We start from the raw sequence: 24634 nt of genomic DNA, 5'->3' as shown, positions 1-24634 counted from the left end.
TTGATTCTGGTTTTCTGTCTCGCTTTGACTTTGAATTTCCGAGATTTGAGAATAAAGGTGCGAGCGTTCTGTGTTAGAAGCTTCTAGCTGAGCTTCCAAGTCAGAGCGAATTTGACGCACACTTGCTAACTCATTTTCTAACTCGGAGATTTGAGATTGAAGTTGATTTTGATTCTGGTTTTCTGTCTCGCTTTGACTTTGAATTTCCGAGATTTGAGAATAAAGGTGCGAGCGTTCTGTGTTAGCAGTTTCTAGCTGAGCTTCCAAGTCAGAGCGAATTTGACGCACATTTTCTAACTCATTTTCTAACTCGGAGATTTGAGATTGAAGTTGATTTTGATTCTGGTTTGCTGCCTGGAATTGATTTTGCAATTGGGACAGTTGAGAAGAAAGGTGGGAGCGTTCTATGTTAGCAGTTTCTAATTGAGCTTGCAGTTCCGATAACTGAGACTGAAGTTGCGAGCTATCTCCCTCGCTGCGATTTATCTGAGCCTGCAATTCTGACAACTGAGACAGCAGTTTTTCTCGCTCTCGAACAACAATTTCTGATTCACTTCGCAGTTCATCAACTTGAGAGTTTAACTGCATTTTCTCCTGATTAGCAGCTTCTAACTGTGTTTCCAGTTCTAATAATTCAAATTGAGGTTGCGTTGCTTGTTGGCGAGCGGTTTGCAATTGAGAGTTGAGTATGTCGCGTTCTTGCTCTGCATTCTCCAATTGAGCTTGTAGCTCAGAGAATTGAGAAGTAAATTGCGATCGCTCTTCTTCGACTAATTGCAGTTGAGCTTGCAAACCCGACAGTTGAGACTGAAGTTGCTCCCGCTCTTGAATTGAGCGATCGAACTTAATTTGAATTTCTGACAACTGGTACTGTACCTGCAACCTGCTTTGACTAGCTGTTTTCAACTGACTGTCAAATTCAGACAGCAGAGCGTGAAATTGAGAACGTTCTGCATCAACCGCCTGTAACTCTGCTTGCATTTCCACCAATTGAGCGTTAAGCTGCGCTCGCTCCTGCGCCGCAACTTCTAACTGATTTTTCAGTTCTGCCACTTCTGCTAACTGCGACTCAGCTTGTTGAGCATTTTCTAGCTGAAACTCCAAATCAGCAATCAGAGAATCAATTTGCGATCGATCCTGGGCAATTCCTGCCAAAAATCCTTCCATTTCGGACACTTGATTTTTTAAAAAATCTTGCTCGCCAGTCACAGCTTCCAACCGACTTTGCAACTGGGACAATTCATCATTTAGCTGATTTTCATTCTGCACCTTTTGCTGCAACTCCGAATTGCGGGCATCCAACTGCTCCGTTAACTTCGAGATCGCCTCCTGTGAACCCTGCATCCGCACCAAATTGCGTGAATTTCGCTTATTCAGAATTAGCCAGCAGACTAATGCCCCGCCTCCAAATCCTATTAATAAAAGTAATGGTTCCATTTTTTTATCTAATTGATATAAACTGAGTTATCTTGAGCCTTGCCCAAAATATGGACTTCAACAAATCCCTATCTTACTCAAAGCTATCACAACTTGCAAGCCTCTGTTCACTTGGCTCAAGAATTTATATTTCTTTACAAATACCTTTTGTGTACAGGTAAGGTGCGCCCTGCACACCCTCCAAGTCCGATTAATCCAGCAAATCCACAAGATGAGGAATAATCTCGATATGCTGAGTCAGCAGTTTATATTACTGCAAATTTGCCAGACGGAAAAGTTTTGTATCAAGGCAATTCAGACGCTCAGTTCGTCAAATAATTAGTTGGCTTGCTGGTGGAAGGTTTGAGCGGATTAACGCCTGCTGAAATTGTCACCATTACCCATATTTTATTCAAGACACGGGCTTGAATGTGAGTTTGATTCCTTTCCGCCCTAACGGATTTTACAACATTTTTCAAATGATAAAAAAGAAAGCGCTGGAATCCCATGGAAGTGAGCAATAAGAACTGAATTAAGCATGAAAAATCCTGACTAAAATCACCAGCCAATGATTATTATATGAGAGCCTCTTTTTTATTCTCTCTCCACCAAAACAAAGTTGCAAACATTGTCGAAACCATTAATAAAACCCCAAGCACCAAAAAAGTAGTATGTGTAGCAAAAAGTAATGCTTGTACAGGCGCATTGCTAATATCGATATTAGGTGCAAAATTAGCGCTAAAACTTGTGGTAAAGAAGAACAAAGCACCTACTATTGGTACTCCCAGCATCTGCCCTAATATCCGGGAAAATGACAACAATCCCGAAGCAATACCTAATCGCTCTTTTGGTGCGGCTCCCATAATAGAGCTATTGTTAGGAGAGTTGAACATCGCCACTCCTACCCCATAGGGAATAACCCCCAAAATATACTTGATGACAGTTAATTCTGTATCAAATCTGCTGATTAAAAAACATCCTATTGCCATAAATACTAGACCCATTGCAGTAATTAGCTGCGTGCCAAAACGGTCGGAAAGAATACCAGAAATCGGCGCAGTCGTCACAATCAGAAGTGACGGTACTACCATTAAAAAACCAGATTTTTGAGTTGAATAGTGTTCAAGGAAGGTGAAGAAAAAAGGAAGTATAAAGATGACACCGGCGATCGCGAAATTTGCAATAAAACGTAGCGCTAAGCCCAGGCTAAACTCTACGGATCGAAATATTTTAAAGTCAATCATTGGTGCTGCTATTCGAGATTCTAACCAGAGAAAGCCAATCAAGCTGACGACAGAAAAACCCAGCATATTTATGGCAATATGAGAATTCCCCTTCTCTAATAGGGTAATGCCAAGAATAAAAGAAGTTAAGACGATGGTCAATATCAGCGTACCGATGATATCAAAGTTTTCTGGGTTTCCACTAATCTCAGAATTCGGTACAAAACAAGCCACAATCAAAATGGCAAAAATCCCAATCGGAACATTCACCCAGAAAATTAAAGGCCAGCCTCCCACACTCATCAGCAGTCCTCCTACCATCGGTCCCAAGGTAATCCCCATTCCGTAAATTCCCGCTCTAATACCTAGTCCCAGTCCCCGCTCTGCTGCCGGAAATGCCTCCACAATCATCGCAGTTCCCAAGCCAGATAAAAACGCAGCACCTATTCCTTGCAATCCTCGAAACGCTATTAAAAACCAGACATTTGGCGCCATTCCACACAATAGTGAACTGAGCGTAAAGATTGTTAAGCCAATAATGTACAATAGCTTCTTGTTCCAGATATCACCTAATTTTGATACCAATATTACAAATATGGCGATTGCTAGCAAGTAACTTAAAACTATCCATTGACTCGTGGCAAAACTGGTATGGAGAGATTCAACCATAACTGGCAAAGCCAAGTTAACTATATACACATCCAAAGCAAAAATGAAGACACCAATACCAATACCAACTGTAGTCCACCATTTTTCAGATGATGTCTTCTCTTCTGGCTTTAATTCGTTAGAGTTTTCTGCTGGGGTTGTTGACATTATTACTATCTAGGGAGAGGTAGGTATTATTCTGAAATTATCCCAACTATAGCATTTTTCAGTTGGTAAGTGCTACGGTAAATTAGCAATTATCAATAATTTCTAGAAATTCTTTCTCGATATCGATTGGGGTTCCTCTTTTAGCAATTTGTTTAATTTCTTTAAGAATCTTAGCTACTAAATATTTGTTTTCAGCCAGTTCCTCTCTGCCAATCTGCTTGAGAGCTAATTCTACAGCAGTCAATCCCGATTGCATCCCTAATGCTATACTACTTTTAATTCCCAATTTTTCTGGATTTAAACTTTGATATAGCCGCTCATCTTTTGCCATTGCCGTAACGTGAACACCTGCATAATGGGTAAAAGCATTTTTCCCCACGGCAGGGTGATGAGGAGAAATAGGTACATGAGAATACTCGCTTACCAAATTATACAAATCTTTCAAATATCCTAGTTTCCAAAAATTTGTCTCCTCAATAAGGTCGGATAAATTTATTAATAACTCAGCCAAATCCACTATACCAGCTCTTTCCCCTAGACCCATCACGCTGACATCAATAATATCTGCTCCCGCTCTGTAGGCATCCAAGGCATTTGCTAAAGCTAAACCTCGGTCGTTGTGGCAATGAACTTCTATTTGTGGATATAATTCTCGTTTGGCTAGTTCCTCCTTCAGGATTTTGACCAAATAATAAATACTACGTTTTTGTTGAAATGGGGTTGTATATCCAGTGGTATCAGCTATGCTGATTATATTAGCTCCAGCCTGCACTGCTGCAGTAGCCGCCTCAATCACATTTTTCATAGGAGAGCGAACTGTATCTTCCGGCGTATAGCGAATCAATAAACTATGATTCTGCTCTCTAGCATAAGTTATTACTTCCACAATTTTATCTAGGGCTGCATCTAAACAGATATTATAGTCGCATTGCAATCGTTGAGAGGATACACTAAAAAACACGCCTAAAAAGCTGACATTACAATCCAGGGCTTTTTTAACATCCTCTATTCGGCAGAGCGAATGAGCGCCTATTTTTGCTTTTAGTCCAGCATTGGCAATGCGGGTAACGGCTAAAGCAATTTCGCTATCTACAGCAGGATTGCCAGCTTCAATAATATCAACTCCTATGTGGTCTAAAAACTCCGCAATTTTTAACTTTGTTTCAGGTGCGAAATAAACTCCAGGGGTTTGTTCTCCCTCTCTCAAGGTAGAATCAAGAATTTTAATCATAATCTACAAGCAATTTAGGTCCTAACAAAATCTTGAAAAAGGGGCTGGCATCGGCGAGGACACAATACCTTATACAAACTTGAGCCATGACCCCCAATAGATATCTCCAAAAAATACAGTCAAAGGCCGCCAGGATGCGTGCTCCACAAAACTTATTGGGGAGATCTAATAGATAACTCTAAGGGTTGATCGCCAACTTGGCCAAAGCTGCCTGCACTGTTGGGGGTAATTGACGCATAATCTTACCCTTGTCGCGATCGACACCAACCAAAGTTACCTGTGCGGTGACATATAACTCCTGAGTATCAGCCGATCGAATTTCGTAATCCCAAAGCAGCCGCACACCCTCGCTAGCACCTATCCGCGTTCTGACTGCCACAGATTGACCCATTTGTACAGAGCGGTGGTAGCGCAGCGAAAGTTCCACCACGGGCAATTCCAAACCCTGCGCCACCCAGTCTGCATACTCGATGCCCAGAGAGCGCAAACTTTCTACCCTAGCTTCCTCCATCCAAGCCAGATAAGTCCCGTGCCAAACCACACCGCTGTAGTCTGTATGGTGAGGGTACACTCGCACCAAATATTCAAACCAGCCTTCCGAGTTCATTCCAGCCCGGTTTTGAATGGCACCAGCCGGTGCGAGTTCTGGTTGAGTTCGATCGTTCTCTAACACGTTACAAATCGTTCCAAAACGCTACATTTCTACAAATCATAAAGCAAATTTCAGGCTTATGCTTGACATTAAGCAGCTAGAGTACCAACGCCCTAGTTTAACGTCGCACAAGAAAACTCACCTATTTTTACCGCAAAAACCATGATAGAAAAAATTTTAGTAGCCGTCGCAGGTCGCGGCTTGTGCGAAGAGATGTTTAATATGTTGATGGACATCCCTTCCTTGCAAAAAACCTCTGTCACAGTCTTGCATGTCGTGCCGCCGCAAGTAACATCCGACGGGATGGCCGCCAAGTTGGAAGAAGGAGGCAAGATTTTAGCACAAGCAGTCCAGTCTTTGAAAATAGATCCCAGCAAAGTCAATCCCCGCCTCAAACAGGGAGACCCGAAAACAACTGTTTGCCAAGTCGCAGAAGAAGAAAAAGCCGACTTAGTAATTATGGGTTCCCGGGGACTCGGACGGCTGCAATCGATTTTGGAAAACTCTGTCAGCCAGTACGTTTTCCAGCTAACATCCCGACCGATGCTGTTAGTAAAAGACGACATCTACGTCAAAAAAATTAAGCGCGTTATGGTGGCGCTAGATAAATCCGAATCCGCCAAACAATCCTTAGAACTCGCCCTATCTTTGGTCAAAGAAGTCAGCGGCGGACAGATAATTTTAGTACACGTCACCAAAGATTTGACGGGAAAATCCACCGAAGATTTAACAGCAAATGCTGAAAAAGACCCTGTATTAGCGCCTGCAGTAGCACTTGCGAAACAAATGGGAGTTAGCTACCGCTGCGTGAGTGCCACAGGCAAGCCAGGGGAAGCAATTTGTAAGATTGCAGACGACGTGAATGCCGACTTGTTGGTCATCGGTTCCCCGGATCGGCGGCCGAGCGTTGCCAAAAACTTTGTGGATCTCGATCGACTCCTGGGAAATTCGCTATCAGACTACGTGCGAGTCTACGCCAACTGTCCCGTCTTGCTAGCCCGCACAGTCGCCTAGAATCTCATCATTAACAGTTAGCAGCCAGCACTCAACAGTTAACAAAAAAAGCGCCTCAGCAAAAAGCTGTTGGCGCTTTTTTTGCAAGCAGCTTACCCCAGACAGAAATAGCAGCAGTTGCTAATCTTTTCTACCTTCACGGCTAGCCGTTTGAATGTACAGAATGATTAAAAAAACGCTGGGCACCAATACAAACAGAATGGTTGCCACAAACCCTAAATCGTTAACTTCCATGAAGACGCTCGCCTCTATCGGAAAATAGGAAAACACACACAACTAGGATATCACTCAAAGGCAAAAGCCAAACTCGAAGACAGAAGGAGAGCTTGCGGACAAGCGTCGAAACCCGGTTTCTGCCTGGATACCTCGCTGACCAATCTTTTATTTGTCCTAGAAACCAAGTTTCTTTTCCTGGCCCGGCAAAAGGCGTAATTATACAGTGAAATAGGAAAAAAGAAACAAAATTATTGCTTTCTGCATTTTTCTTTCCTTCTGCATCTGGTGCCGAATGCCGAATGCCTTCTGAGAGTCACGGTTTAGTCTTCACACTCACCTGGCCGTTGACCAAAGCTTGACAAGCCAACCGATAGTTTGCGGGCTTTTTCTTGAGCTTGCGGTTTTCAAAGTCCGTGCGGGGCGACAGATTTTCACTTCCCTCCACAATTTCCACAATGCAGGTGCCGCATTGACCGATGCCCCCGCAATTCATCATCTTTCCCGAAAACGTGTACAAGTCGATGCGGTTTTCTAGAGCTTTCAGCCTCAAATTGGCTCCGTCTGCTGCGATGACTTCCTGATTTTCCTTCACAAACTTGATGTTGGCCATTGCCGATTCCTTAACGCAGTTGACATGGAACTCTATTACAAAATATTAACTAATGTGTCGGACGTTTAATACCCCGATGTCTAATTGCCTTTGTGAAGCCACCGGAAGATCCAAATCAGATGTTTTAAGGGAACTCATCCGAAGCCTTAAGACAAAGAGAAAGCTGTGCTAGAAGGACGGGGCTTTAGACCCATTTCTCCGGTAATTAAAGGTTGTCAAGCGTAGCTATCCCGTAGGGAATCGCCCCAACCCAATCTCAAGGAGCATCCGAGAGGTTATTAGTGGGAAGATTGCTCACAGCCCGTTGGAGAGAGGAAAGCCCCAGGTTGTAGTTGACAATGGCCGACAATCGGTTTCTCTCAGCCCTAGTCAAATCTGTTTCCGCCTGAATCACATCCGTCTGAGTACCCACACCAGCTTGAAACCGCAGTCGCGCCAGACGCAGAGCTTCCCTGGACTGCAAAACTCCCGCCTCAGAAGTTTCGATATTCTCAAAACTCGACTCTAAGCCAAAATAAGCTTGTTCCACTTCCCGGCGAACCTGGTTGCGCAGTTGGTCAAATCGGCTTTCGGCGATCGTAATCTCAGTCTCCCGCTGTTTCGCCCTGGCGTTCGCCGCGCCCCCGTCGAAGATACTCCAAGTCAGACTCGCCCGCACCGAATACCCGTCCGCCCAGCCGCGAGCAGTATATGGGTTCGGGTCGTCAGGGTCTTGCCCCAGCACGTTGTAGGCGGCCGAGACACTCACTTGAGGGTAACGCCCCGCCTGAATAGCTCGCCTCTGCTGCTTGCTGATATCTCTCTGCACCAACTGCTGTTCCAACTCGGGGCGATTCCTAAAAGCCTGCACGATACTCTCTTCCAAAGACAGCCTCCAAGAGCCAGCTTGCTCTACCGGGTCAGCCGCTGTCAAGTTCGCCGACTGGCTGATATTCAAAATCTCAGCCAGACGCCGCTGGGCAACTCGCTGGTCGCGACGGGCCACTGACAGTTGTTGCTGTTCGTTAGCCAAATTTGCCTGAGCCTGCAACACAGCAAACCGGGTTCCCACCCCTGCCCGTTCCAGGGCTTCGGCATCCCGCAAACTTTGCTGGGCATTTCTCACCGAAGCTTGGCGGATGGCAACTTGTCCGTCCGCGTTTTGCAAGTTGTAGTAAGCCTCAGCAGTATCGAAGCGGAGTTCCTCGGCCTGGCGTTCCACATCCAGTTCCCGAAAGCGCAACTGTTCCTCTGCAGCGCGGATCGTAGCGCGCCGGCCTCCGAACAAATCGAGGTTGTAGCTCAACTGCAAAGTGCTGTTGAGACTGTTGCTGCCGAAATTTGTGCCGGCTTGGGGGGCGGGCTCCCCGGTTTGGTTGGCCCGAGCGTTGAGGCGGCGCTGCGCAGCCCGGATTCCGAGTTCTCCGCCAGCAGTCACAGAACGGCTGGCGTCCATTTGAAAATTGAGGTCTGGATAAAGAGCAGCTTGCTGTTCGCGCAAAACGGATCTGGTTTGTTCCACTTGCTGTTGGGCGATTTGCAAAACTTGGCTGTTGCGGCGGGCGAGGTCTATCGCTTGCTGCAAGGTAATTGACTCTGTTCGCTCGATCCTGACATCCTCGGGGTTTGTCGGAAACTGCAGCGGATTGGGGTTGGGTTCCAGGGAAGCCGGAGGCTTGGTGTCTAAAAGGCCCTTCGGAGTGAGAGGGGGGAAACTTTCGTTCGGCGTGCCCCGGAGAATTGGTACCGGGGAACTCGGGACAGGAACATTGTTGAGAGGGCTCGGGGAAGGCTGCTGAGCGTCTGTCGGCCCCAAACCTCTTTGAGGCGTTGAACCGCCCTGAGACAGAGTTGATGGGGAAGCCGGAGCAGCCTGTTGAGGCTTTGATGCTTGCTCGGGCCTGGTTGGGGGATTTGATGCGATATTCGCTGGGACTGGCTGCCCAGACTCGGAGGTTGGCGCGTTAAGGGCGATCGACTGTTCGGGGTCTTTTGCTGATTCTGGCGCTGTGTTCGAGGTCGATCGAACATTCGGCCCTAATTCGACGAGCTGATTGCTAGGGGCCAAGCTGTCCTGGGACTGAGCCGGAAGCTGTGCTTCAGCACTCTGTGCGGCGTTGCTGAAAGTAATTGCAGCGCCCACTCCGACTCCGATGATTTGACGAAAAACACGCATAATTTTTTAATTAGTCTGCAATCCTAGAGACAATTTTAGAGCAAGATTTGGCTTCAAGTTTCTAGTTTGTAGCCTGAACTCTCCAGTTACAAGTCAGAATCACCCTACTCATCTTAACTTTTGAAGGTTCGATTCAAAATTTACAATTTAACTTCAGCAGTTGCCAGACCGATCGCCGCCGAGATTAGTTCCTCTACTCCGCTAACCGGCAAAATCCGGGTTTTCAGCAAGCTGGCGAGTTGTTCGACGGTCATGTCGTCTAGAAAACGCGGTTCCCCCTGTTTTAGCATCACCGACGGCAGCAGGATGCCATTTCCCAAGTCTTGCCCCTGCAAAGCTTCCAGCAAATCTTGCCCGGTGAGCAAACCCGTGACAGTGATACTTTGTCCCCAGTAGCGGCTGCACAGAGCTGTCATGTTGACGGACAAGCCGGGAATTTGGTTTAGTTGTTGTACGATCGGCTCAAAAGCTTTTTCTACAGCATTCCCCACCACCCAAACTAACTTGCGCTCTGGCTCGACTTGCATCGGTTGCAGCTTCTCAAAAGCCGTTTCAAACTGCTGGATAAACTGGCGGATTGAACCGACACCGTTACCAATTTGCGGATAATCTTCGTAATCTTCAGCCGACGGCAAATCTAAACCCGCTATTAAAAACCACTCGTCAGCCAGCCAAATACAGCGCGATTTTGACTTGTGCTTTTTCGCCTTTGAACCGCCTTTTCCTTTACTTAAAAGCACTTGAATTTTCTGCACTTGTTCGATTACTTCTCGCGCTTTTTCCGCAGTTACTGCGATCAGTTCATCTTCGGCTGGGCGAAAGCGAGTTAAACCCACCGGCACTACAGCCACCGATGCTACAGCGGGAATATTTCCGGTATGAAACTTTGCCAAATCTAACAAAGTGCGTTCTAAATGTTCCCCATCATTAATGCCGGGACAAACAACTACTTGAGCGTGAATTTGCAAGCGGCGTTCTTGAAACCATTTGATTTGTTCGAGAATCTTGCCCGCGCGGAGATTTTTTAACAGCCTAATTCGCACTTCCGGTTCCGTAGCGTGCACGGAAACATAGAGAGGAGAAAGCCGCATTTGCTCGATTCTCTCCCACTCTTTTTGAGTCAGATTGGTGAGAGTGAGATAGCTACCATAAAGAAAGCTGAGGCGGTAGTCATCATCTTTGAGATACAAAGTTTCGCGCTTTCCCGGAGGCTGTTGGTCAATGAAGCAAAAAGGGCAGCGATTGTTGCACTGAATTAGTCCATCAAAAAGAGCTGTTTCAAATTCCACTCCCAAGTCTTCGTCATACTCTTTTTCTATTTCTAACTTGTGAGTTTTGCCTTTGGCATCTAAAACTTCTAGTTCGAGAAATTCATCCGCACAGAGGAATTGATAGTCAATTAAATCGCGGGGTTTTTGGCCGTTGACTGCGACGATTGAGTCTCCGGGTTCAAATCCGATTTCGGCGCCGATGCTGTCGGGGATAACTTTGGTGATTAGGGCTGGTCGGGTTGATAATTCGCTCATAAGTTCGCGCTGGCATTTTCAATTTTGATAAATTGTTGTTTAAAGATTTATTTTTATTTTATTATTGTCACTAATCCTATCACAATTGCTGTCATTTGTCAACAGCGCTGTGCTGGGAGAAATAGATGTTTGTGAGGTGTCCTCGACCGAAACACCGCCAGCTTTAAAATAATCTGTCGGTCTGGTGGAGGGCCTTGTTGTGGTGCTTGTTGTTGACTTTTAGTCACCAGCTTTGAACTTTTGCCATGCAGACCAGATTTCTCTCGCTGAATCTGCATATTTCTCTTTGGGACCTGCCATATTTTCATCAAACCACTTGATAAACTCCTCGTGAATTATTTGAAGCACTTCATTTTCTGACGTTGCCGATCCAAGACGGGGGAGAATTGTGCCGACTTCTGGGTGATATTCGTCGGTATTATGTTCAAAATTAATACCTAAAGGATCGTGGCGAAATAAAATTTCTGCCATTGTATCAAAGAGGCGAGGATAACTTTTTTCTATTGGTTCGCGTTCTGCATTCATAATTATTCCAAGTTTCGTTATGGTTTCAAAATCAGGATTAGTTCTGGGTTGTAAATTTATTTTAGCTGTGAGATAATAAAGCAAAAATCTTTATTTATGAAATTCAAAATCTTGACGGGACTCCTGACAGGGTTAGTTATGTCTGATATCACAACAGCGCTTTTTTGTCAAGGCAGCCGTGCGGGAAATAATAACTTTTTTTGGGGTACTCTTCCATATATTAGCACTGGGATTCTGAACCCAGAACCAGTTTTTAATGAGAGGATTCTGATTAATATGAGTGTGAGATTGTTGGCATCAGCTCAAGTGGATGTAGGGGTCAATCGATTTTAGATTTTAGATTTTAGATTTTAGATTTTAGATTGACCCCACGGATAAATTCGGGGGCTTGAGGATTTTCGATTTGGGATTGATTCCACGGATAAATCCGGGGGGTTATACCACCTTTGAAATTTTTGGTCAAGGTTTCGAGTGCGTCTGTGCCCACACATCCCAAAGCTGAGGATTTCTTTATTCAGAGTAACGATAAGTATGAAAAAGGAGATTATCAAGCGGCTATAGCGGCTTACAGCCAAGCAATTGTGCTTAATCCTAATTATGTTGAAGCCTACAACCGCCGGGGAAATGCCCGCCGTGCTTTAGGAGACAATAAGGGTGCGCTCGCCGATTACAACGCAGCGAGTGCGAATTAATCCGTCAGATGCTCTCGCCTACTACGATCGCGGAATGGTCCGGGTTAGGTTAGGAGAATTTCCGGGTGCATCGCCGATTACAGCGAACTTTTACGAATTATTCCTAACGAAAGCCTCCGCCTACCAGAACCGGGGAGTTGCCCGCCGTGATTCTGGAGACAAGTCCGGGGCGATTCAAGACTTTCAGAGAGCGCCAGATTTATATCAGCAGCGAGGAGATAAAAATAGCTATGAAAAAGCGATTTACATTCTGATGAGACTTCAATAAACTGCCGCCTTACTAATCGCTAAGGCCCGATTAACACCTGACAAATCCTCTGTCCTTCCATCTGAGCGAACTTTGTACGAGGAACATAGCTTTGAACTTCCTGTCAGTCGATCGCTTGTAATTAGTGTAGAAAGGCGAGTATGTTTAATTTCAAAGCTATTTTATTCGCAGGTAAAATCAATGAAAATTTTTAACAAACGGACGATCGCGTTGATTGGTGCAGTTGCAATAAGTGCGATCGCACAACCAAACGCAGTTTTCGCTATATCTGTTCAGGTTCCCAGTGCGCCTGTGGTGGCTGAGACGAAAGCTGAGGATTTCTTGATTCAGGGTGAGGAAAAATATGAAAAAGGAGATTATCAAGGCGCTATAGCCGCTTACACTCAAGCAATTGTGCTCAATCCTAATTATGCCGAAGCCTACAACGGCCGGGGAAATGCTCGCTATCGTTTAGGATACCATAAGGGTGCTGTAGCCGATTTCAACGAAGCTTTGCGAATTAATCCTAATTATGCCGAAGCCTACACCAACCGGGGGAATGCCCGCGATGACTCAGGAGACAGCCAGGGTGCTCTAGCCGATTACAACACAGCTTTGCGAATTAATCCTAACGATGCTATTGCCTACTACAACCGGGGAGTTACCCGCTATCGTTTGGGAGACAACAAGGGTGCTGTAGCCGATTACACCGAAGCTTTGCGAAATAATCCTAACTATGCCTCTGCATACAACAACCGGGGACTTGTGCGCTCTGAATTAGGAGACAAGCCAGGTGCTGTAGCGGATTTCAACGAAGCTTTGCGAATTAATCCTAACTTATCCCAAGCCTACGGCAACCGGGGGATTACCCGCTATCGTTTAGGAGACAACCAGGGTGCTGTAGCCGATTTCAACCAAGTTTTACGAATTAATCCTAACGATGCTCTTGCTTACTACCACCGTGGGAATATCCGTTATGTTTCAGGAGACAACCAGGGTGCTGTAGCCGATTACAACGAAGCTGTGCGAATTAATCCTAACTGGGCCGAAGCCTACACCTACCGGGGGAATGCTCGCGATGATTTAGGAGACAGCCAGGGTGCTCTCGCCGATTACGATCGAGCTTTGCAAATTAATCCTAACTTAGCCGCTGCCTACTTAAACCGGGGCGTTACCCACTCTCGTTTAGGAGACACGCAAAGTGCTTTAGCCGATTACACAGCAGCTTTGCGAATCGATCCTAACTTAGCCGGTGCCTACTTGAGGCGGGCACTTATCCGCGCTGAAGGGGGAGACAAGCCCGGGGCGAAGCAAGACTTTCAGAAAGCAGCAGACTTATTTCAGCAGCAAGGTGATAAAGATAACTATCAAAAAGCCATTACCAATCTGCGGAAACTTCAATAAACTGCAAAAACTCCCCAAAGGTCGATCGCACCACTAATCGCTGAAAAATAGAATACCCCGATCCCCGATTTCTTTAAGAAGTCGAGGATCTAATTAAACATTATCCGAATCCGATAATTTATTTTTTTTTATATCTTTCGTTACTATAGCAATCCTAAATGATTCAGATAAATTTGTAGGGGGAGTGCCTTTCTTTGCCTACCCCCTATCTATCGGGCAACCACGGGGGGATTGCCCCTACAATAATTATGCAAATGATGCGAGGATTGCTATATAGCGCGTCTGAATAATATCATGTCCGATCGATTAACCATAATATCCCGGTCTGGGCGGGTTTTTGAGATGGTCAATTGTTCGCAGGTATTGTTGGCTCACGGGCCCCTACAAAAATCGCGGTTTCTCGATCGAACCTGATATAAGTTGTGTAAATAAAAGAAAAGTGGTCAGCTCAAATTATAGAAAAAAAGGGGGGAGACAAATCTTTCGCCTTCCTCCTTAACGGCACGCGAACATTTTATCTAAATCGTCCAGATCTAAATTTATTTTTAACTGCATCAATAGATTCTATAGATTCTCTTGCTGTTGAGGTTTCCGACTTTTTCGCCTTGATAAAAATTTGGTAAGGGGGCATTCTATTTCTTAATTATACAGAGAGCAGAGCGACTTATGTCGCTCCTACTGCTATCGGATTTATATTTTAAATATTGTTCACTGCCCCACCTGCAAGCGCGGTCAAAATCGCCACGCCAAAAGCCAACCTGTACCACACAAACACCCACGTATTTTGAGTTTGCAGGAACTTCATCAGCCACGCGATCGACAAATAAGAAAACACAAATGCCGAAATCGTTCCCACTATCAAAGCTGCAACTCCAGCATCGCCAATTCCTTCTCCCAAAGCCTCCTTCAATTCCACTAATCCAGCCAGAGTAATTGCCGGAATTCCCAATAGAAAAGAAAACCGCGCGGCGGCGGGTCTTTCCAATCCCATAAACAATCCTGCAGTTAGGGTAGAACCCGATCGCGAACACCCCGGAATCAATGCCATTGCTTGAGCTAGCCCCATCAAAATACCGTCTTGAACAGTTAACTTTTCATAAGTGCGATTGCGATTGCCAATTTTTTCTGCGATTGCTAACAGCAGCGACATGACAATCGAAGCAATGGCGATGCTGGCCAAACTCCTGAGTGGTGACTTGTCAAAATCTGGAACCAATCTCTTGATTAGCAGCCCAAAAAATAGTATAGGTATTGTTCCCAAAGCAATCCCCAATGCGATCCGAAACTCTTGCGATTCGTAGTCGCGCCGCACCAGGGCATCTACAGCACCCAAAGTTATAGTTGTCAAGTCTTTCCAGAAATACCAAAGCACTGCCACAATACTGCCCAACTGAATAACAGCAGTATAAGCAACCCCGGGATCGCCCCATCCAAAGGCGATGGGGACTACCTTCAAATGAGCGCTGCTGCTGATGGGCAAAAACTCTGTTAATCCCTGTACAATTCCTAAAACAATGGTCTGCACCAGATTGATTTGACCCTGGCCGGAAACATCAGCAGCGGGCGTTTGGGCGAGGAGTGCGTCAAGCAAAGCTATCATTAGTTGTGAATTTCCAGTTGTGAGTTTCTAGTAATCTGTTGAATTTAAGATCTTGCACCCTTCTGGGAAGCTAGAAGCCCACCCCACCAAAAATAAATTTTATTGTGGCGCGGACACTTCCAGCCCGCCCCTGAAAAGCCGATCGCAAATAGTGGTCTTCGGTCAGTTAAATCGCCGTGTCGATCGCTAAAACAAGCAAACTATGATAGTCGATCTGAAACTACTTTAACCTACTCAACAACATTTGCCTACATTTGGGTGATAAACTTAGAAAAGTTTTTGCATCAGATTTCGCTTTCCTTACAGCAACTGCCAACAACCTATGATATTTACTGAGAAAAAAAATTCACTTGTTACTGCTGCTTCTGGGCTGGGCTGGCTGCGGCGAATGTTGTCAGCCAGTCTTTTAACAGTGGCGATCGCACTTAGCTTGATACTGCTAACCGGTACGCCACCAGCCTTAGCAACTCTCACAGACGATCGCTATGACGGTACAATCTTTGCCCTCTACGCCGGCAACGGTTCCCTAGTTCCTCCTAAAGTAAAGCTCACAGATTCTTTCAAACGCAATAAACCCGTATTGTTAGTGTTTTACACTGACGACAGCAGCGACTCCAAGCAATACGCGATAGTCGTCTCTCAACTCCAGGAATTTTACGGTCGCGAAGCGGATTTTATTCCCGTAACAGTTGATTCTTTGCCTCCGCAACCGTCGCCAAAACTCACAGAACCGAGCCATTATTACGAAGGTTTCGTACCTCAAACTGTCATACTCGACCAATCGGGAAAAGTAGTTTTTAACGCGAAAGGACAAATACCGTTTGAACAGGTAGACGATGCCTTTCGGAAAGTATTTGACTTGCTGCCCAGAGAAAAATCTATCCCGCTGAAACGTCGCGTCGTGAACGAGCTTAATATCGAATTGTCGAAGTAAACTGTTCCAATAACAAATGATTTTGGGGGCGGGTTCACGAATATCTGCAAACAGAATCCCCACATACCCGACTTGTTCAAAAAGTCGGGTATCTAACAGCTATCCAACAATTTAAACTCAAAAATTAAGTCTAGCAATCAAAATTTTATTAATGGCAGTTTGGAAGGGGCGCCGCCAAGTATCGAACAGTACGAGATAAATAGAAATAAAAAAGAAATCGGCAAAGTATTTACAAAGGTGGGATACGGATATATCGGTGTAGGTACGAAGGGACAGAATGAAACTTATAATTCGGAGGCGAAAACATATAGCGGTCATATCATGTCCGATAGATTAACCATAATATCGCGGTCGGGGCGGGTTTTTGAGATGGGAGATTGTTGGCAGGTATTGTTGGCGAACTCGCCCCAACAAAAATCGCGGTTCCTCGACTGGACATGATATCAGAACCGCTACGATGCCTTAACTGATGTTTTGAAAGATGCTACAGAATCAGATATGTTAGAATTGGGGTTGGGCAGTCAATCGATTTTAGATTTTAGATTTTAGATTTTAGATTGACCCCACGGATAAATGCTCTTTCTTGAGGATTTTAGATTTGAGATTTTGGATTGATTCCACGGATAAATCACGTGGCGGGTACCATCAAGAAATTCTTGGTCAATTAATCTTTGATTTTGATGATGGTACTGCGGAACGCGATACTTTGGGGAGGCATTTTTCGAGGTGGACTAAGAGAGGTTTGGGAAAAAATGAAATAGCTACAGCCCGCCGGAGATTCCGGGGGGCCTTCGTTTGTTGACGGGAAGATTGCGGGCGTTAGTTATTGGGGTTATTGCAGGGATTTTTCAAAACCCATATCGCCGATATTGATCATGTGGACGATAACGGCAGTTTTGGGGAAATTTCCGGTGACACTCCGTGTCATTTTATGCTAGTTCGATTGATTGGTTGACCAAACATTCCTGATAGGGATAGTCCTAGACGCATGGGGTCCCCGAAACCGGGTTTTATCTACGAAAAGACGCCTTGCAGCGCGCACACGGGCGTAAAAAACCCGGTTTTCAGGAGTCGGACTGCATCTATAACTCCTAGGGATTTAAGTTAATTGCGACATTCGGGAATAAGTCGAATTTCATAGTTCCATTCGTTTCATTCCCCGAGCGGGATTTAGGTTAATTGCGGGCGTCGGCGGGAGACAAAGGAATTTTAGAAAAAGGGGTTTCAATAATTCTTGTGATTCAATCATTGCGTGGCCAGCTTGAAACAATCGGGCCATTGCTTGCAACTTACACTCCCTCTAACGGCTTTCTGTGCAACCACAACGATCCTGTTACTAAACTACCCTCCAGCCCCACCGTTTTAACTGCCTGCATCACCCCCGGCCATTCCGGTTGATAGTCATCGCAGAACAGATAGCCGCCTGGTTTAAGTTTAGGATACCAGTTCAGCAGATCGGCTTTGACAGAATCGTAATCATGGGCGGCATCAACTAATACCAAATCGAGGGATTGTGGCTCAAATTTGGCTGCTGCTTCGGTGGTACTCATCGCCAGAGTATAAATTTTATCTTTTACCCCAAAGCGTTCAATATTAGCATTAAAGGCTTCTAATAAATTACTGATGTTTAAATTCCATTGTTTGTGTTCGGGAGACCCTTGAAAATGATCGACGCAGTAGAGCACGCTGTTCGGTGGTAAGACGGCTGCGATCGCTACACTACTACGACCTTGAAACGATCCTAGCTCAACTAATTTTGAGTTAGGAGGTAATTTTTTCACAAAAATTTGCATTGCGATAGCTTGGGACAAATCAAACCAACCCTGGATTTGATTCCATTCAGCGACGCCAGTAAAATCGTATTTCATAGTCATGGACTTAACCGATTTTAGATTTTAAATTAACATTTGCCTGTAGCAGACTGAAAGCAAAAAGGGATTAAATCGTCTTTCAACGCTTAATATAAGACTTCACATCTTTTAGACCCTGATACTGAATCGAAAGTCCAGTATACCAGATTACCTTTCCAGCCTTCGGCTTGTCAATAGCATTTTTTTCATATTCAATCCAAAACGTTATCCTGTAATACTTTCAGATTTTACTGGCAGCTTTTTTTCAGATTTCTAGAGGCATCAAATCACGATCGCGCCGAATTTATACCACTCAAAGAATTTGGCGGCAAAATGGATCTGAACAATTTAATTTCAAATCATGACCAAAACCTTAATTCCCGTGATTCTAGCCGGCGGTAAAGGCGAACGTTTTTGGCCACTAAGTCGCAAACAGCGGCCCAAGCAGTTTTTGAGTCTCGATGGTAGCGGCAAGAGTTTGCTGCAAGCTACTGCAGAAAGACTTTTGACCTTAGGTAACGGTTGGGACGATTTGTGGGTGGTAACGTCGGAAATGTTGGCGAATGGGGTTCGCGAACAGTTGCCGCTGTTACCGCCGGAGAATTTGCTGGCGGAACCGGAGGGCAGGGATACTGCGCCGGCGGTGGCTTGGACGGCGATCGAAACTGCGAAGCGTTACGGTGAGGATGCGGTGGTGGGTTTTTTCCCGGCGGATCACTGGATTGGGGAACCCGAGGAGTTTGTCAAGACTTTGGAGGCGGCGGCCGAGTTGGCGAGAAAGGAAAGTGCGATCGCCACTTTGGGAGTAAAACCGAGTTATGCTTCCACCGGCTACGGCTACATCGAACAAGGCGAGGAAATTGGCAGTTTTGGGGGTTTTCCGGCTTATCGGGTGGCGAGGTTTACCGAAAAGCCCGATCGCCCAACTGCTGAGGAATTTGTAGCCAGCGGCAAGTTTAGTTGGAACGGCGGAATTTTTGTCTTTCGAGTCGGAACAGTCTTGACAGAATTGCGAAATCATGTACCGGAAATGATGGCAGCTTTGGAGGCCAAAGGTGCCGCTGCTTACTCCGAATTGCCGAAGATTAGCATCGATTACGCGCTGATGGAGAAGACGCAAAAGGCTTGTGTTCTGCCCGTGGGCTTTAGCTGGGACGATTTGGGTGATTGGAATGCGATCGGTCGTTTGCTGCAAGGAGACAAACCGAATGTCGAGTTAGCAAAACACGTCGGAATTGACACCAAGGATAGCATTCTTTATGCAGCGGATGAGAATGAAGTGATTGTCACCATTGGTTTAGAAGATGTGGTAGTTGTCAGAGATGGCAACGTAACTTTGATTGTGAAAAAGGACAGGACGCAGGAGATTAAACAGGTAATCAAGGTGTTGGGAGAAGATGACAAATTGAAAGATTTGTTATGATGTAAGTACGGCACAGATTGGGCAGGCGAATCCACAAAGAATTACTCAGCATTGAACCCGAATTTCGTTTCTTAATCTGTGTCGTCCTTTACTATTAGACTTTTGCTTTTCGCACTTCGGCTGAAGCCATTTTTGTAGCAGATTCCTAATTAAATAATCTGCTTCTGATAGTGACATAGGTTCTTGTGGTGGAGCGTTCTGAGCGACACTATGCCGTGCATCATCACCCATCGCTCTTTCAATATTAGCAGTATTAGCAGTCTGCGTGAAATTAGCAATCTTCTTTTTTGTTCCCCATTCCATTTCTTTGTTTCTGAATTTTTACTGACCATTTCATAAACCTTATAAATATTCACCCAGTTATGTTCAAATTTAGTCAGTTTTATAAAAAAAATTAACTTTTTTGTCCTATTCTGCCACCTTCACCCAAGAGCACAACTCTAAATTATGAGTTCTATCTTAGCCGCATTCTAGTTGGATATAAGCATCAATTTTATCGGTCATAATTGTAGATTTCATTTCAACCCAGCTATGACGCTTACCTTCTTCATCAACTTGGTAAATGATATGAGGCTTAAGTAGTCGAAACCAGGGAAAATGCATGGCAACATCACTTAGCTGCGGAAAAACTTTAGTAGCTTTCAAATATACATCAGACGTACTTGTTAGTGATTCCCCATCTGAAGAAGTTAGGTAATATTCACCATTCTCGGCCCTTAAGCTAAATTTATCCCAAACATCGTTTCCGCTTGACGGACTCACCCTCCCAAGTAGTCTGGGGCCACTTTCGCCAAGAAGTCTCATTTGCGACTTCCCGTTAAGTTTTGGGCTGCATCGAGGAATGTAGCGAATCATTGCATCACTCAGCATCTTCTGGCTTTTTTGCGATCTAAAAAGGAGAGACAATCGCCAATGGTGGCATTGCCTCTCCTCTATTCTGCCTGGGACTTTATTTTTTCCCCAGTCCCCAACTATTAACCGTTCCTAAAAAAGCATTAATCAATCAGTTGCGGCGTAGGAACTTGTGCATTAATCTGAGCCTGAGAAAACGAGGGCAGAGTCCAAGTTGTCTCACCCGCTTTAAAAACTTTAGCCGGGGTAACATTCAATTGAATACCGCCCGTTGCTGCATTCGTTGTAGCAATTAGCTGCGTACCATCTACAACCTTAATAGCAACCGGTTCAGCCAAAGAAACTGGCTGACTCGCCGGGCCTAAAGTAGCTTGAGTCCCTGCTGGCACGTAAATACCATCGCAATCCCAATCATCATCTGTAATCTCACCCGCTGCCAGGAAATAAAGTTGCGTGGGCGATTTTTTCGGCTTATTAGCATAAACTGCCAGCGTTTGCCCCGTTGCATTGCGACACTGAGCCCGCTTTTTAGCAGTTTCCATCACGTACTTCTGCATTTGCAATTCGCCCAACCGCTGTTGGTACTCTTCAGGCGTATAACCCGCAGTCGAAGGATCGCTCTGAGCTGACAAAAGTTGATTCAATTCCTGTGTCACTTCCGCATAGTCAGCCCCCTTTGTGAAATCCTTGCCGGCCCAAGAAGGCTGAGCTACAGCTAAGTTTACGAAAAGCACTAAAGCCACCAGAATTACTTTGAAAAACTTGCTCATTTTTGTTGTCCTTTGTGTAATAAATCAGAGTTTGTTCTTAAAAACCCCCTCGACTTTGCTGAAGTTATAAATTATTTTCCAACTTCAGCAAAGTCGAGGAAACTTGAACCCTAGCTTGCCTAAAATTTTTCAACTTTAGGTGCAGTCTCTAAGGATTGATAACTGTCTTTAAGCAATATCAGCAGCCACAAGCAACTGATAGCTACAGTAACTACCGTTAAACCGCTATCCTCTAGAGTATGGCTATCGAGCAGGATCAGCGTACCCAGACCCATTAGAACGAAGGGAACAAGGGAATTACCGTAGCGGACAAGTAGGGTCGCGATCGCGCTCGTGCGAGTTAGTTGATAGGCCACATAACACCAGACACCCACTAGCAAGAAAAACACGCTCAGAATCACTAGCAGGCTATCCCAAGTGCAGTTAGCAAACAGCGGGACATAAATCCCCACATTATCACCTCCATTAGCAAATGTCACCGCAGCTACGCTATAAGTTTGTGGCGATAAAAGACTAGCAAAGATAGTGGATGGAGGCGAATCTGTAGCAGTATTTTCATCATCATCCTCTGTATCTCGATTTAGCAGGCGGCTGACTCCAATGGCAATTGGTACTAACCCCAACATCCCCACCCAAGGGCGCGGCACCATCATACAGCCAAAGAAGCTAGGAAGACTGAGCAGCACCAGTGCTGCGAACCCAAGATATTGTCCTGTAACAATATGTTGCCGTCGAAAAACAGCATTTACTTGGGAGAAAAACAGCAGCAAGATGACAATATCATCTAAATTTGTGGCGGTAAAAGCTGTAAAACCTGTGGAAATAGCGGTAAGGAATGGGTTCATATCTAACTGCCTAGATTGTGATGGTAGGATTGCTGGAATACTGCTGGAGATTAATAGATGTTGAGTTTTTTTTGTTAAAAATGTTACTTAACAGATGGGCTAGACTGACGCTCTCATTCACTGATTAGTAACGTCGATTGTCACAGCTTGAAATAGCTTGACGCGGATACCGAATGTGTTAATTGCTTTTGAGTTGGAATTAAAATTGGCATCGCTTCTGCATATTTTGATGAGGAAAATTTCGATTTAAATACTTGGGGAAGTAGTATGGGAACCTCAGGCTTCTGCTTCTGCTCGGAAGCAGACGGCTTAGCTGCTTCATTACCTTCGGTAATTGCCTTAACGGGGGCTGGCATCACCATCACTTTGATGGGACTGACAGATTGCTGTTGCTGATTGAGCTTTTCCATTAAGTCAGGAATGTCGTGGCTTAATCGATCGAGCTTTTCGTGCAGTAGTACCACATCGTGAGCGGCTTTGAGATTAACTTGATGATTGTAGAGATTTTGTTCGCGTTCGGCATCCGACTGGCGGTTTTGACTCATTAACACAATCGGTGCAGTGTAAGCAGAGGCAAAGGAGAATACTAAATTGAGCAGGATGAAGGGCTGCTGATCCCAGTGAGGAAGGCCCGGTGTCAGGTTCGCGCCCACCCACCCGGCGAGGACTACTGTCTGTCCAATCAAAAAGGGCCACGAACCCACTTTCGCTGCTAGGGTATCTGCTAATTGCTGTCCGCGAGTTAAAGTTTTTTCCTCTGGTTTTTGAGGCGTAACCTGTAAAGGCTTTTGATGGCTGGCGGTTTTCATTTTTGCGTTAACGCTGTTGGATAGAGTGGATTTCATGGCAAACCTCACGGGTGAATGTCTAGTTGAAGCGGACTGGTTAATGTTCGCTGGCGTTTTTCTTTGATGCCTTTACTTTAGTTAAGCTCCACTCATAAGAGCAAATGTTCTTTTTTATCAAGTCAATCACTTCTCTTTATAGACTTGTTGGGAAATAGGAGAGAAGTAATGCCAAAGCCAAAAACCGATCGCACCCCTGGCACATCCCAAAATTCGTGAAGCGAAGCTATCCCGTAGGGAATCGCACTCTTTCCCCCAAGTTATTCCTCAAAACACTGGTCAGCTTGGTTAACAGCCCTATGCTAATAGTGATATTGCCATTAAACTCGATCGACCCGGAGGCCCCTTGTTTAGGCTAGTTCAAAACACTTGTGGCAAAGAAGAAATTCTAGAGGTCGTCTTCCGCAACGGTTGGGACTACATGAAACGCCTGCTTGTCGCAGAAAAAACGCGAGTACGGGCGAGGGCCCAACGCCATCACCTTTTTCGGCACACTATATGTTGTGCCGGAGGAAGTCCTGTAATTCACAAAAATTGTTGTACTCAAAATTCTTGACACTCACCGTCCTTTCATGAGCGGTGATTCTTCCTTCACAGAACAATGCCTCACAAAAGCAGTGCCTTTGCTTGGTCTTACTCGTTCTCCAGAAGCTACCGAGGTATGCCCTACCTCTAACATTCGTAAACCTTCATCTCGGATATTTTTAGCGGCATTGATATCTCGGTCGTGCAAAGTTCCGCATTTAGGACATTGCCAACTGCGAATATCCAATGGCATTTCGCTAGTTCGATGCAAACAGTGATTACAAGTTTTGGAACTAGGGAAAAATCTATCTACTTCTATGTAGATTTTTCCTTCCCATTCTGCTTTATATTTCAGCATGGTACAAAATAGTCCCCATCCTAAATCAGCTATTGACTTAGCTAATTTATGATTGCGTACCAGGTTTTTCACTGCTAGATTCTCTACCACTATGACTTGATTTTCGTCTACTAATTTACGACTTAGTTTGTGGAGAAAATCTTCTCGACATCTAGTAATTTTCTGGTGTACTTTGGCTACTCTTTTTCTTGCCTTATTGCGGTTGTTAGAGCCTTTCTGCTTCGCGAGCTAATCTCTTTTGGTACTTAGCCAACTTTTTCTCATGCTTGCGGTAGTGCTTAGGATTGCCGTGTTTGGTTCCATCTGAGGTAATAGCAAAATGAGTAATACCTAAATCAATGCCTACCGCTTTACCTTCCTTAGACAGTTCTGGCTTATCCTTTCCTTCATCAAATAAACAACTAGCATAGAATTCACCACTAGGAGTCAGTGAAACCGTGACAGATTTAAATTCACCTTCGGGAATTCTGGATACTTTGCAGTAAACTTTTCCCAGTTTAGGCAATGTTAAATAGTCACCGCTTAATTTCATCTTTTGAGGAAATCTAATTGACTGCCTTTGATGCTTCTTCTTGAAATTGGGATACTTCGCCCTCTTTTCAAAGAAATTGAGAAAAGCACTCGACAAATCAAAGGCTACTTGTTGCAGAACTTGGGAAGGTGGCTCTGTTAACCATTCATGCTCTTTCTTGAGTTGTGGGAGCAGTTTGATTATTTCATTTCTGCTTAATCCCTTCCCAGTCTTTTTGTAAGTTTCGGTTGTTAAGTTAAGGCTGTAATTGTAGAACCAACGGCAACAACCAAAAGACTTAACCAGTAAGTCTCTTTGCTCGGTTGTTGGGTAGATTCTATACTTAAACGCCTTGAACATTGCACTTACCAAACTATACTTACTATGGTAAACC

22 protein-coding genes and 1 pseudogene are annotated in these 24634 nt (G+C 44.9%); 7 read left to right on the top strand and 16 right to left on the bottom strand.

Annotated elements, in window-relative coordinates:
* The 4 genes from QUB56_RS10290 to QUB56_RS10270 form a co-directional block, all read right to left on the bottom strand.
* Positions 1-1437, bottom strand: a 1437-nt coding sequence (locus QUB56_RS10290) for a hypothetical protein (RefSeq protein WP_445243327.1), incomplete at its 3' end; no start/stop codon positions are given.
* 554 nt (positions 1438-1991) lie between these two features.
* The gene (locus QUB56_RS10280) at positions 1992-3455 is read right to left on the bottom strand and encodes an MFS transporter (RefSeq protein ID WP_332955048.1); all 1464 of its coding nucleotides are present in this window, start codon (positions 3453-3455) and stop codon (positions 1992-1994) included.
* Between the two features lie 82 nt (positions 3456-3537).
* Complete coding sequence (locus QUB56_RS10275; protein ID WP_332955047.1) at positions 3538-4686, bottom strand: homocitrate synthase/isopropylmalate synthase family protein; 1149 nt, start codon at positions 4684-4686, stop codon at positions 3538-3540.
* A gap of 178 nt (positions 4687-4864) precedes the next feature.
* A complete protein-coding gene (locus QUB56_RS10270; protein ID WP_332955046.1) occupies positions 4865-5359 on the bottom strand; it encodes a thioesterase family protein in 495 nt (164 codons plus the stop codon).
* A gap of 141 nt (positions 5360-5500) precedes the next feature.
* On the opposite strand from QUB56_RS10270, the gene QUB56_RS10265 reads away from it, so the two are divergent.
* Positions 5501-6352 carry a universal stress protein gene (locus QUB56_RS10265; RefSeq protein WP_332955045.1) on the top strand — a complete coding sequence of 284 codons (852 nt, stop codon included), beginning with the start codon at positions 5501-5503 and terminating at the stop codon, positions 6350-6352.
* A gap of 120 nt (positions 6353-6472) precedes the next feature.
* Here QUB56_RS10265 and psbM read toward each other — a convergent pair whose 3' ends face one another.
* Both psbM and QUB56_RS10255 read right to left on the bottom strand, forming a co-directional pair.
* Positions 6473-6586, bottom strand: a complete 114-nt coding sequence (psbM, locus tag QUB56_RS10260) for a photosystem II reaction center protein PsbM (protein WP_332955092.1) — start codon at positions 6584-6586, stop codon at positions 6473-6475.
* Positions 6587-6881: 295 nt separating this feature from the next.
* Positions 6882-7178 (bottom strand): 2Fe-2S iron-sulfur cluster-binding protein, encoded by a 297-nt coding sequence (locus tag QUB56_RS10255; RefSeq protein WP_332955044.1) that lies wholly within the window; start codon positions 7176-7178, stop codon positions 6882-6884.
* A gap of 52 nt (positions 7179-7230) precedes the next feature.
* On the opposite strand from QUB56_RS10255, the gene QUB56_RS37165 reads away from it, so the two are divergent.
* Positions 7231-7350 carry a ribbon-helix-helix protein, CopG family gene (locus tag QUB56_RS37165; RefSeq protein ID WP_445243326.1) on the top strand — a complete coding sequence of 40 codons (120 nt, stop codon included), beginning with the start codon at positions 7231-7233 and terminating at the stop codon, positions 7348-7350.
* Between the two features lie 84 nt (positions 7351-7434).
* On the opposite strand, the gene QUB56_RS10250 is transcribed toward QUB56_RS37165, so the two are convergent.
* The 3 genes from QUB56_RS10250 to QUB56_RS10240 all read right to left on the bottom strand — a co-directional run bounded on the left by QUB56_RS10250 (position 7435) and on the right by QUB56_RS10240 (position 11384).
* Entirely contained in the window at positions 7435-9333 is a 1899-nt protein-coding gene (locus QUB56_RS10250) for a TolC family protein (protein WP_332955043.1), read from the bottom strand.
* A 140-nt stretch (positions 9334-9473) separates the two neighbouring features.
* The gene (locus QUB56_RS10245) at positions 9474-10859 is read right to left on the bottom strand and encodes a TIGR03279 family radical SAM protein (protein WP_332955042.1); all 1386 of its coding nucleotides are present in this window, start codon (positions 10857-10859) and stop codon (positions 9474-9476) included.
* Between the two features lie 219 nt (positions 10860-11078).
* Positions 11079-11384 (bottom strand): hypothetical protein, encoded by a 306-nt coding sequence (locus QUB56_RS10240; protein ID WP_332955041.1) that lies wholly within the window; start codon positions 11382-11384, stop codon positions 11079-11081.
* A gap of 455 nt (positions 11385-11839) precedes the next feature.
* Here QUB56_RS10240 and QUB56_RS10235 point away from each other — a divergent pair, with 455 nt between their 5' ends.
* From QUB56_RS10235 to QUB56_RS10225, 3 genes are all read left to right on the top strand, one after another.
* Entirely contained in the window at positions 11840-12076 is a 237-nt protein-coding gene (locus tag QUB56_RS10235) for a tetratricopeptide repeat protein (protein ID WP_332955040.1), read from the top strand.
* Positions 12039-12344: a hypothetical protein gene (locus QUB56_RS10230; RefSeq protein ID WP_332955039.1), complete on the top strand. Its 306-nt coding sequence runs from the start codon at positions 12039-12041 to the stop codon at positions 12342-12344. Before QUB56_RS10235 ends, QUB56_RS10230 begins: the two co-directional genes overlap by 38 nt.
* 180 nt (positions 12345-12524) lie before the next feature.
* Positions 12525-13727: a tetratricopeptide repeat protein gene (locus QUB56_RS10225; protein WP_332955038.1), complete on the top strand. Its 1203-nt coding sequence runs from the start codon at positions 12525-12527 to the stop codon at positions 13725-13727.
* 697 nt (positions 13728-14424) lie between these two features.
* Here the strand turns inward: QUB56_RS10225 and QUB56_RS10220 are convergent.
* Positions 14425-15327, bottom strand: coding sequence for an undecaprenyl-diphosphate phosphatase (locus QUB56_RS10220; protein WP_332955037.1), 903 nt, complete (start codon positions 15325-15327; stop codon positions 14425-14427).
* 322 nt (positions 15328-15649) lie between these two features.
* On the opposite strand from QUB56_RS10220, the gene QUB56_RS10215 reads away from it, so the two are divergent.
* Complete coding sequence (locus QUB56_RS10215; protein WP_332955036.1) at positions 15650-16261, top strand: thylakoid membrane photosystem I accumulation factor; 612 nt, start codon at positions 15650-15652, stop codon at positions 16259-16261.
* 1289 nt (positions 16262-17550) lie between these two features.
* Here QUB56_RS10215 and QUB56_RS10210 read toward each other — a convergent pair.
* Positions 17551-18135 carry a class I SAM-dependent methyltransferase gene (locus QUB56_RS10210; protein ID WP_332955035.1) on the bottom strand — a complete coding sequence of 195 codons (585 nt, stop codon included), beginning with the start codon at positions 18133-18135 and terminating at the stop codon, positions 17551-17553.
* 337 nt (positions 18136-18472) lie between these two features.
* Here QUB56_RS10210 and QUB56_RS10205 point away from each other — a divergent pair, with 337 nt between their 5' ends.
* Positions 18473-19534 carry a mannose-1-phosphate guanylyltransferase gene (locus tag QUB56_RS10205; protein WP_332955034.1) on the top strand — a complete coding sequence of 354 codons (1062 nt, stop codon included), beginning with the start codon at positions 18473-18475 and terminating at the stop codon, positions 19532-19534.
* 459 nt (positions 19535-19993) lie between these two features.
* On the opposite strand, the gene QUB56_RS10200 is transcribed toward QUB56_RS10205, so the two are convergent.
* The 5 genes and pseudogenes from QUB56_RS10200 to tnpB form a co-directional block, all read right to left on the bottom strand.
* Complete coding sequence (locus QUB56_RS10200; RefSeq protein WP_332955033.1) at positions 19994-20338, bottom strand: hypothetical protein; 345 nt, start codon at positions 20336-20338, stop codon at positions 19994-19996.
* A gap of 191 nt (positions 20339-20529) precedes the next feature.
* On the bottom strand, positions 20530-21156 hold the full coding sequence (locus tag QUB56_RS10195; RefSeq protein WP_332955032.1) for a hypothetical protein: 627 nt from the start codon (positions 21154-21156) through the stop codon (positions 20530-20532).
* A 119-nt stretch (positions 21157-21275) separates the two neighbouring features.
* Complete coding sequence (locus QUB56_RS10190) at positions 21276-22001, bottom strand: cadmium resistance transporter (RefSeq protein ID WP_332955031.1); 726 nt, start codon at positions 21999-22001, stop codon at positions 21276-21278.
* A 140-nt stretch (positions 22002-22141) separates the two neighbouring features.
* The gene (locus tag QUB56_RS10185) at positions 22142-22846 is read right to left on the bottom strand and encodes a DUF1003 domain-containing protein (protein WP_332955030.1); all 705 of its coding nucleotides are present in this window, start codon (positions 22844-22846) and stop codon (positions 22142-22144) included.
* A gap of 559 nt (positions 22847-23405) precedes the next feature.
* Positions 23406-24600, bottom strand: a pseudogene (tnpB, locus tag QUB56_RS10180) (IS200/IS605 family element RNA-guided endonuclease TnpB).
* Between the last annotated feature and the right edge of the window lie 34 nt (positions 24601-24634).

Source organism: Microcoleus sp. AR_TQ3_B6, from assembly GCF_036702785.1.
Classification (GTDB): Bacteria; Cyanobacteriota; Cyanobacteriia; order Cyanobacteriales; family Microcoleaceae; genus Microcoleus.
Note: the sequence above shows the minus strand (reverse complement) of the source record. Positions and strands in the feature narration are given on the sequence as shown.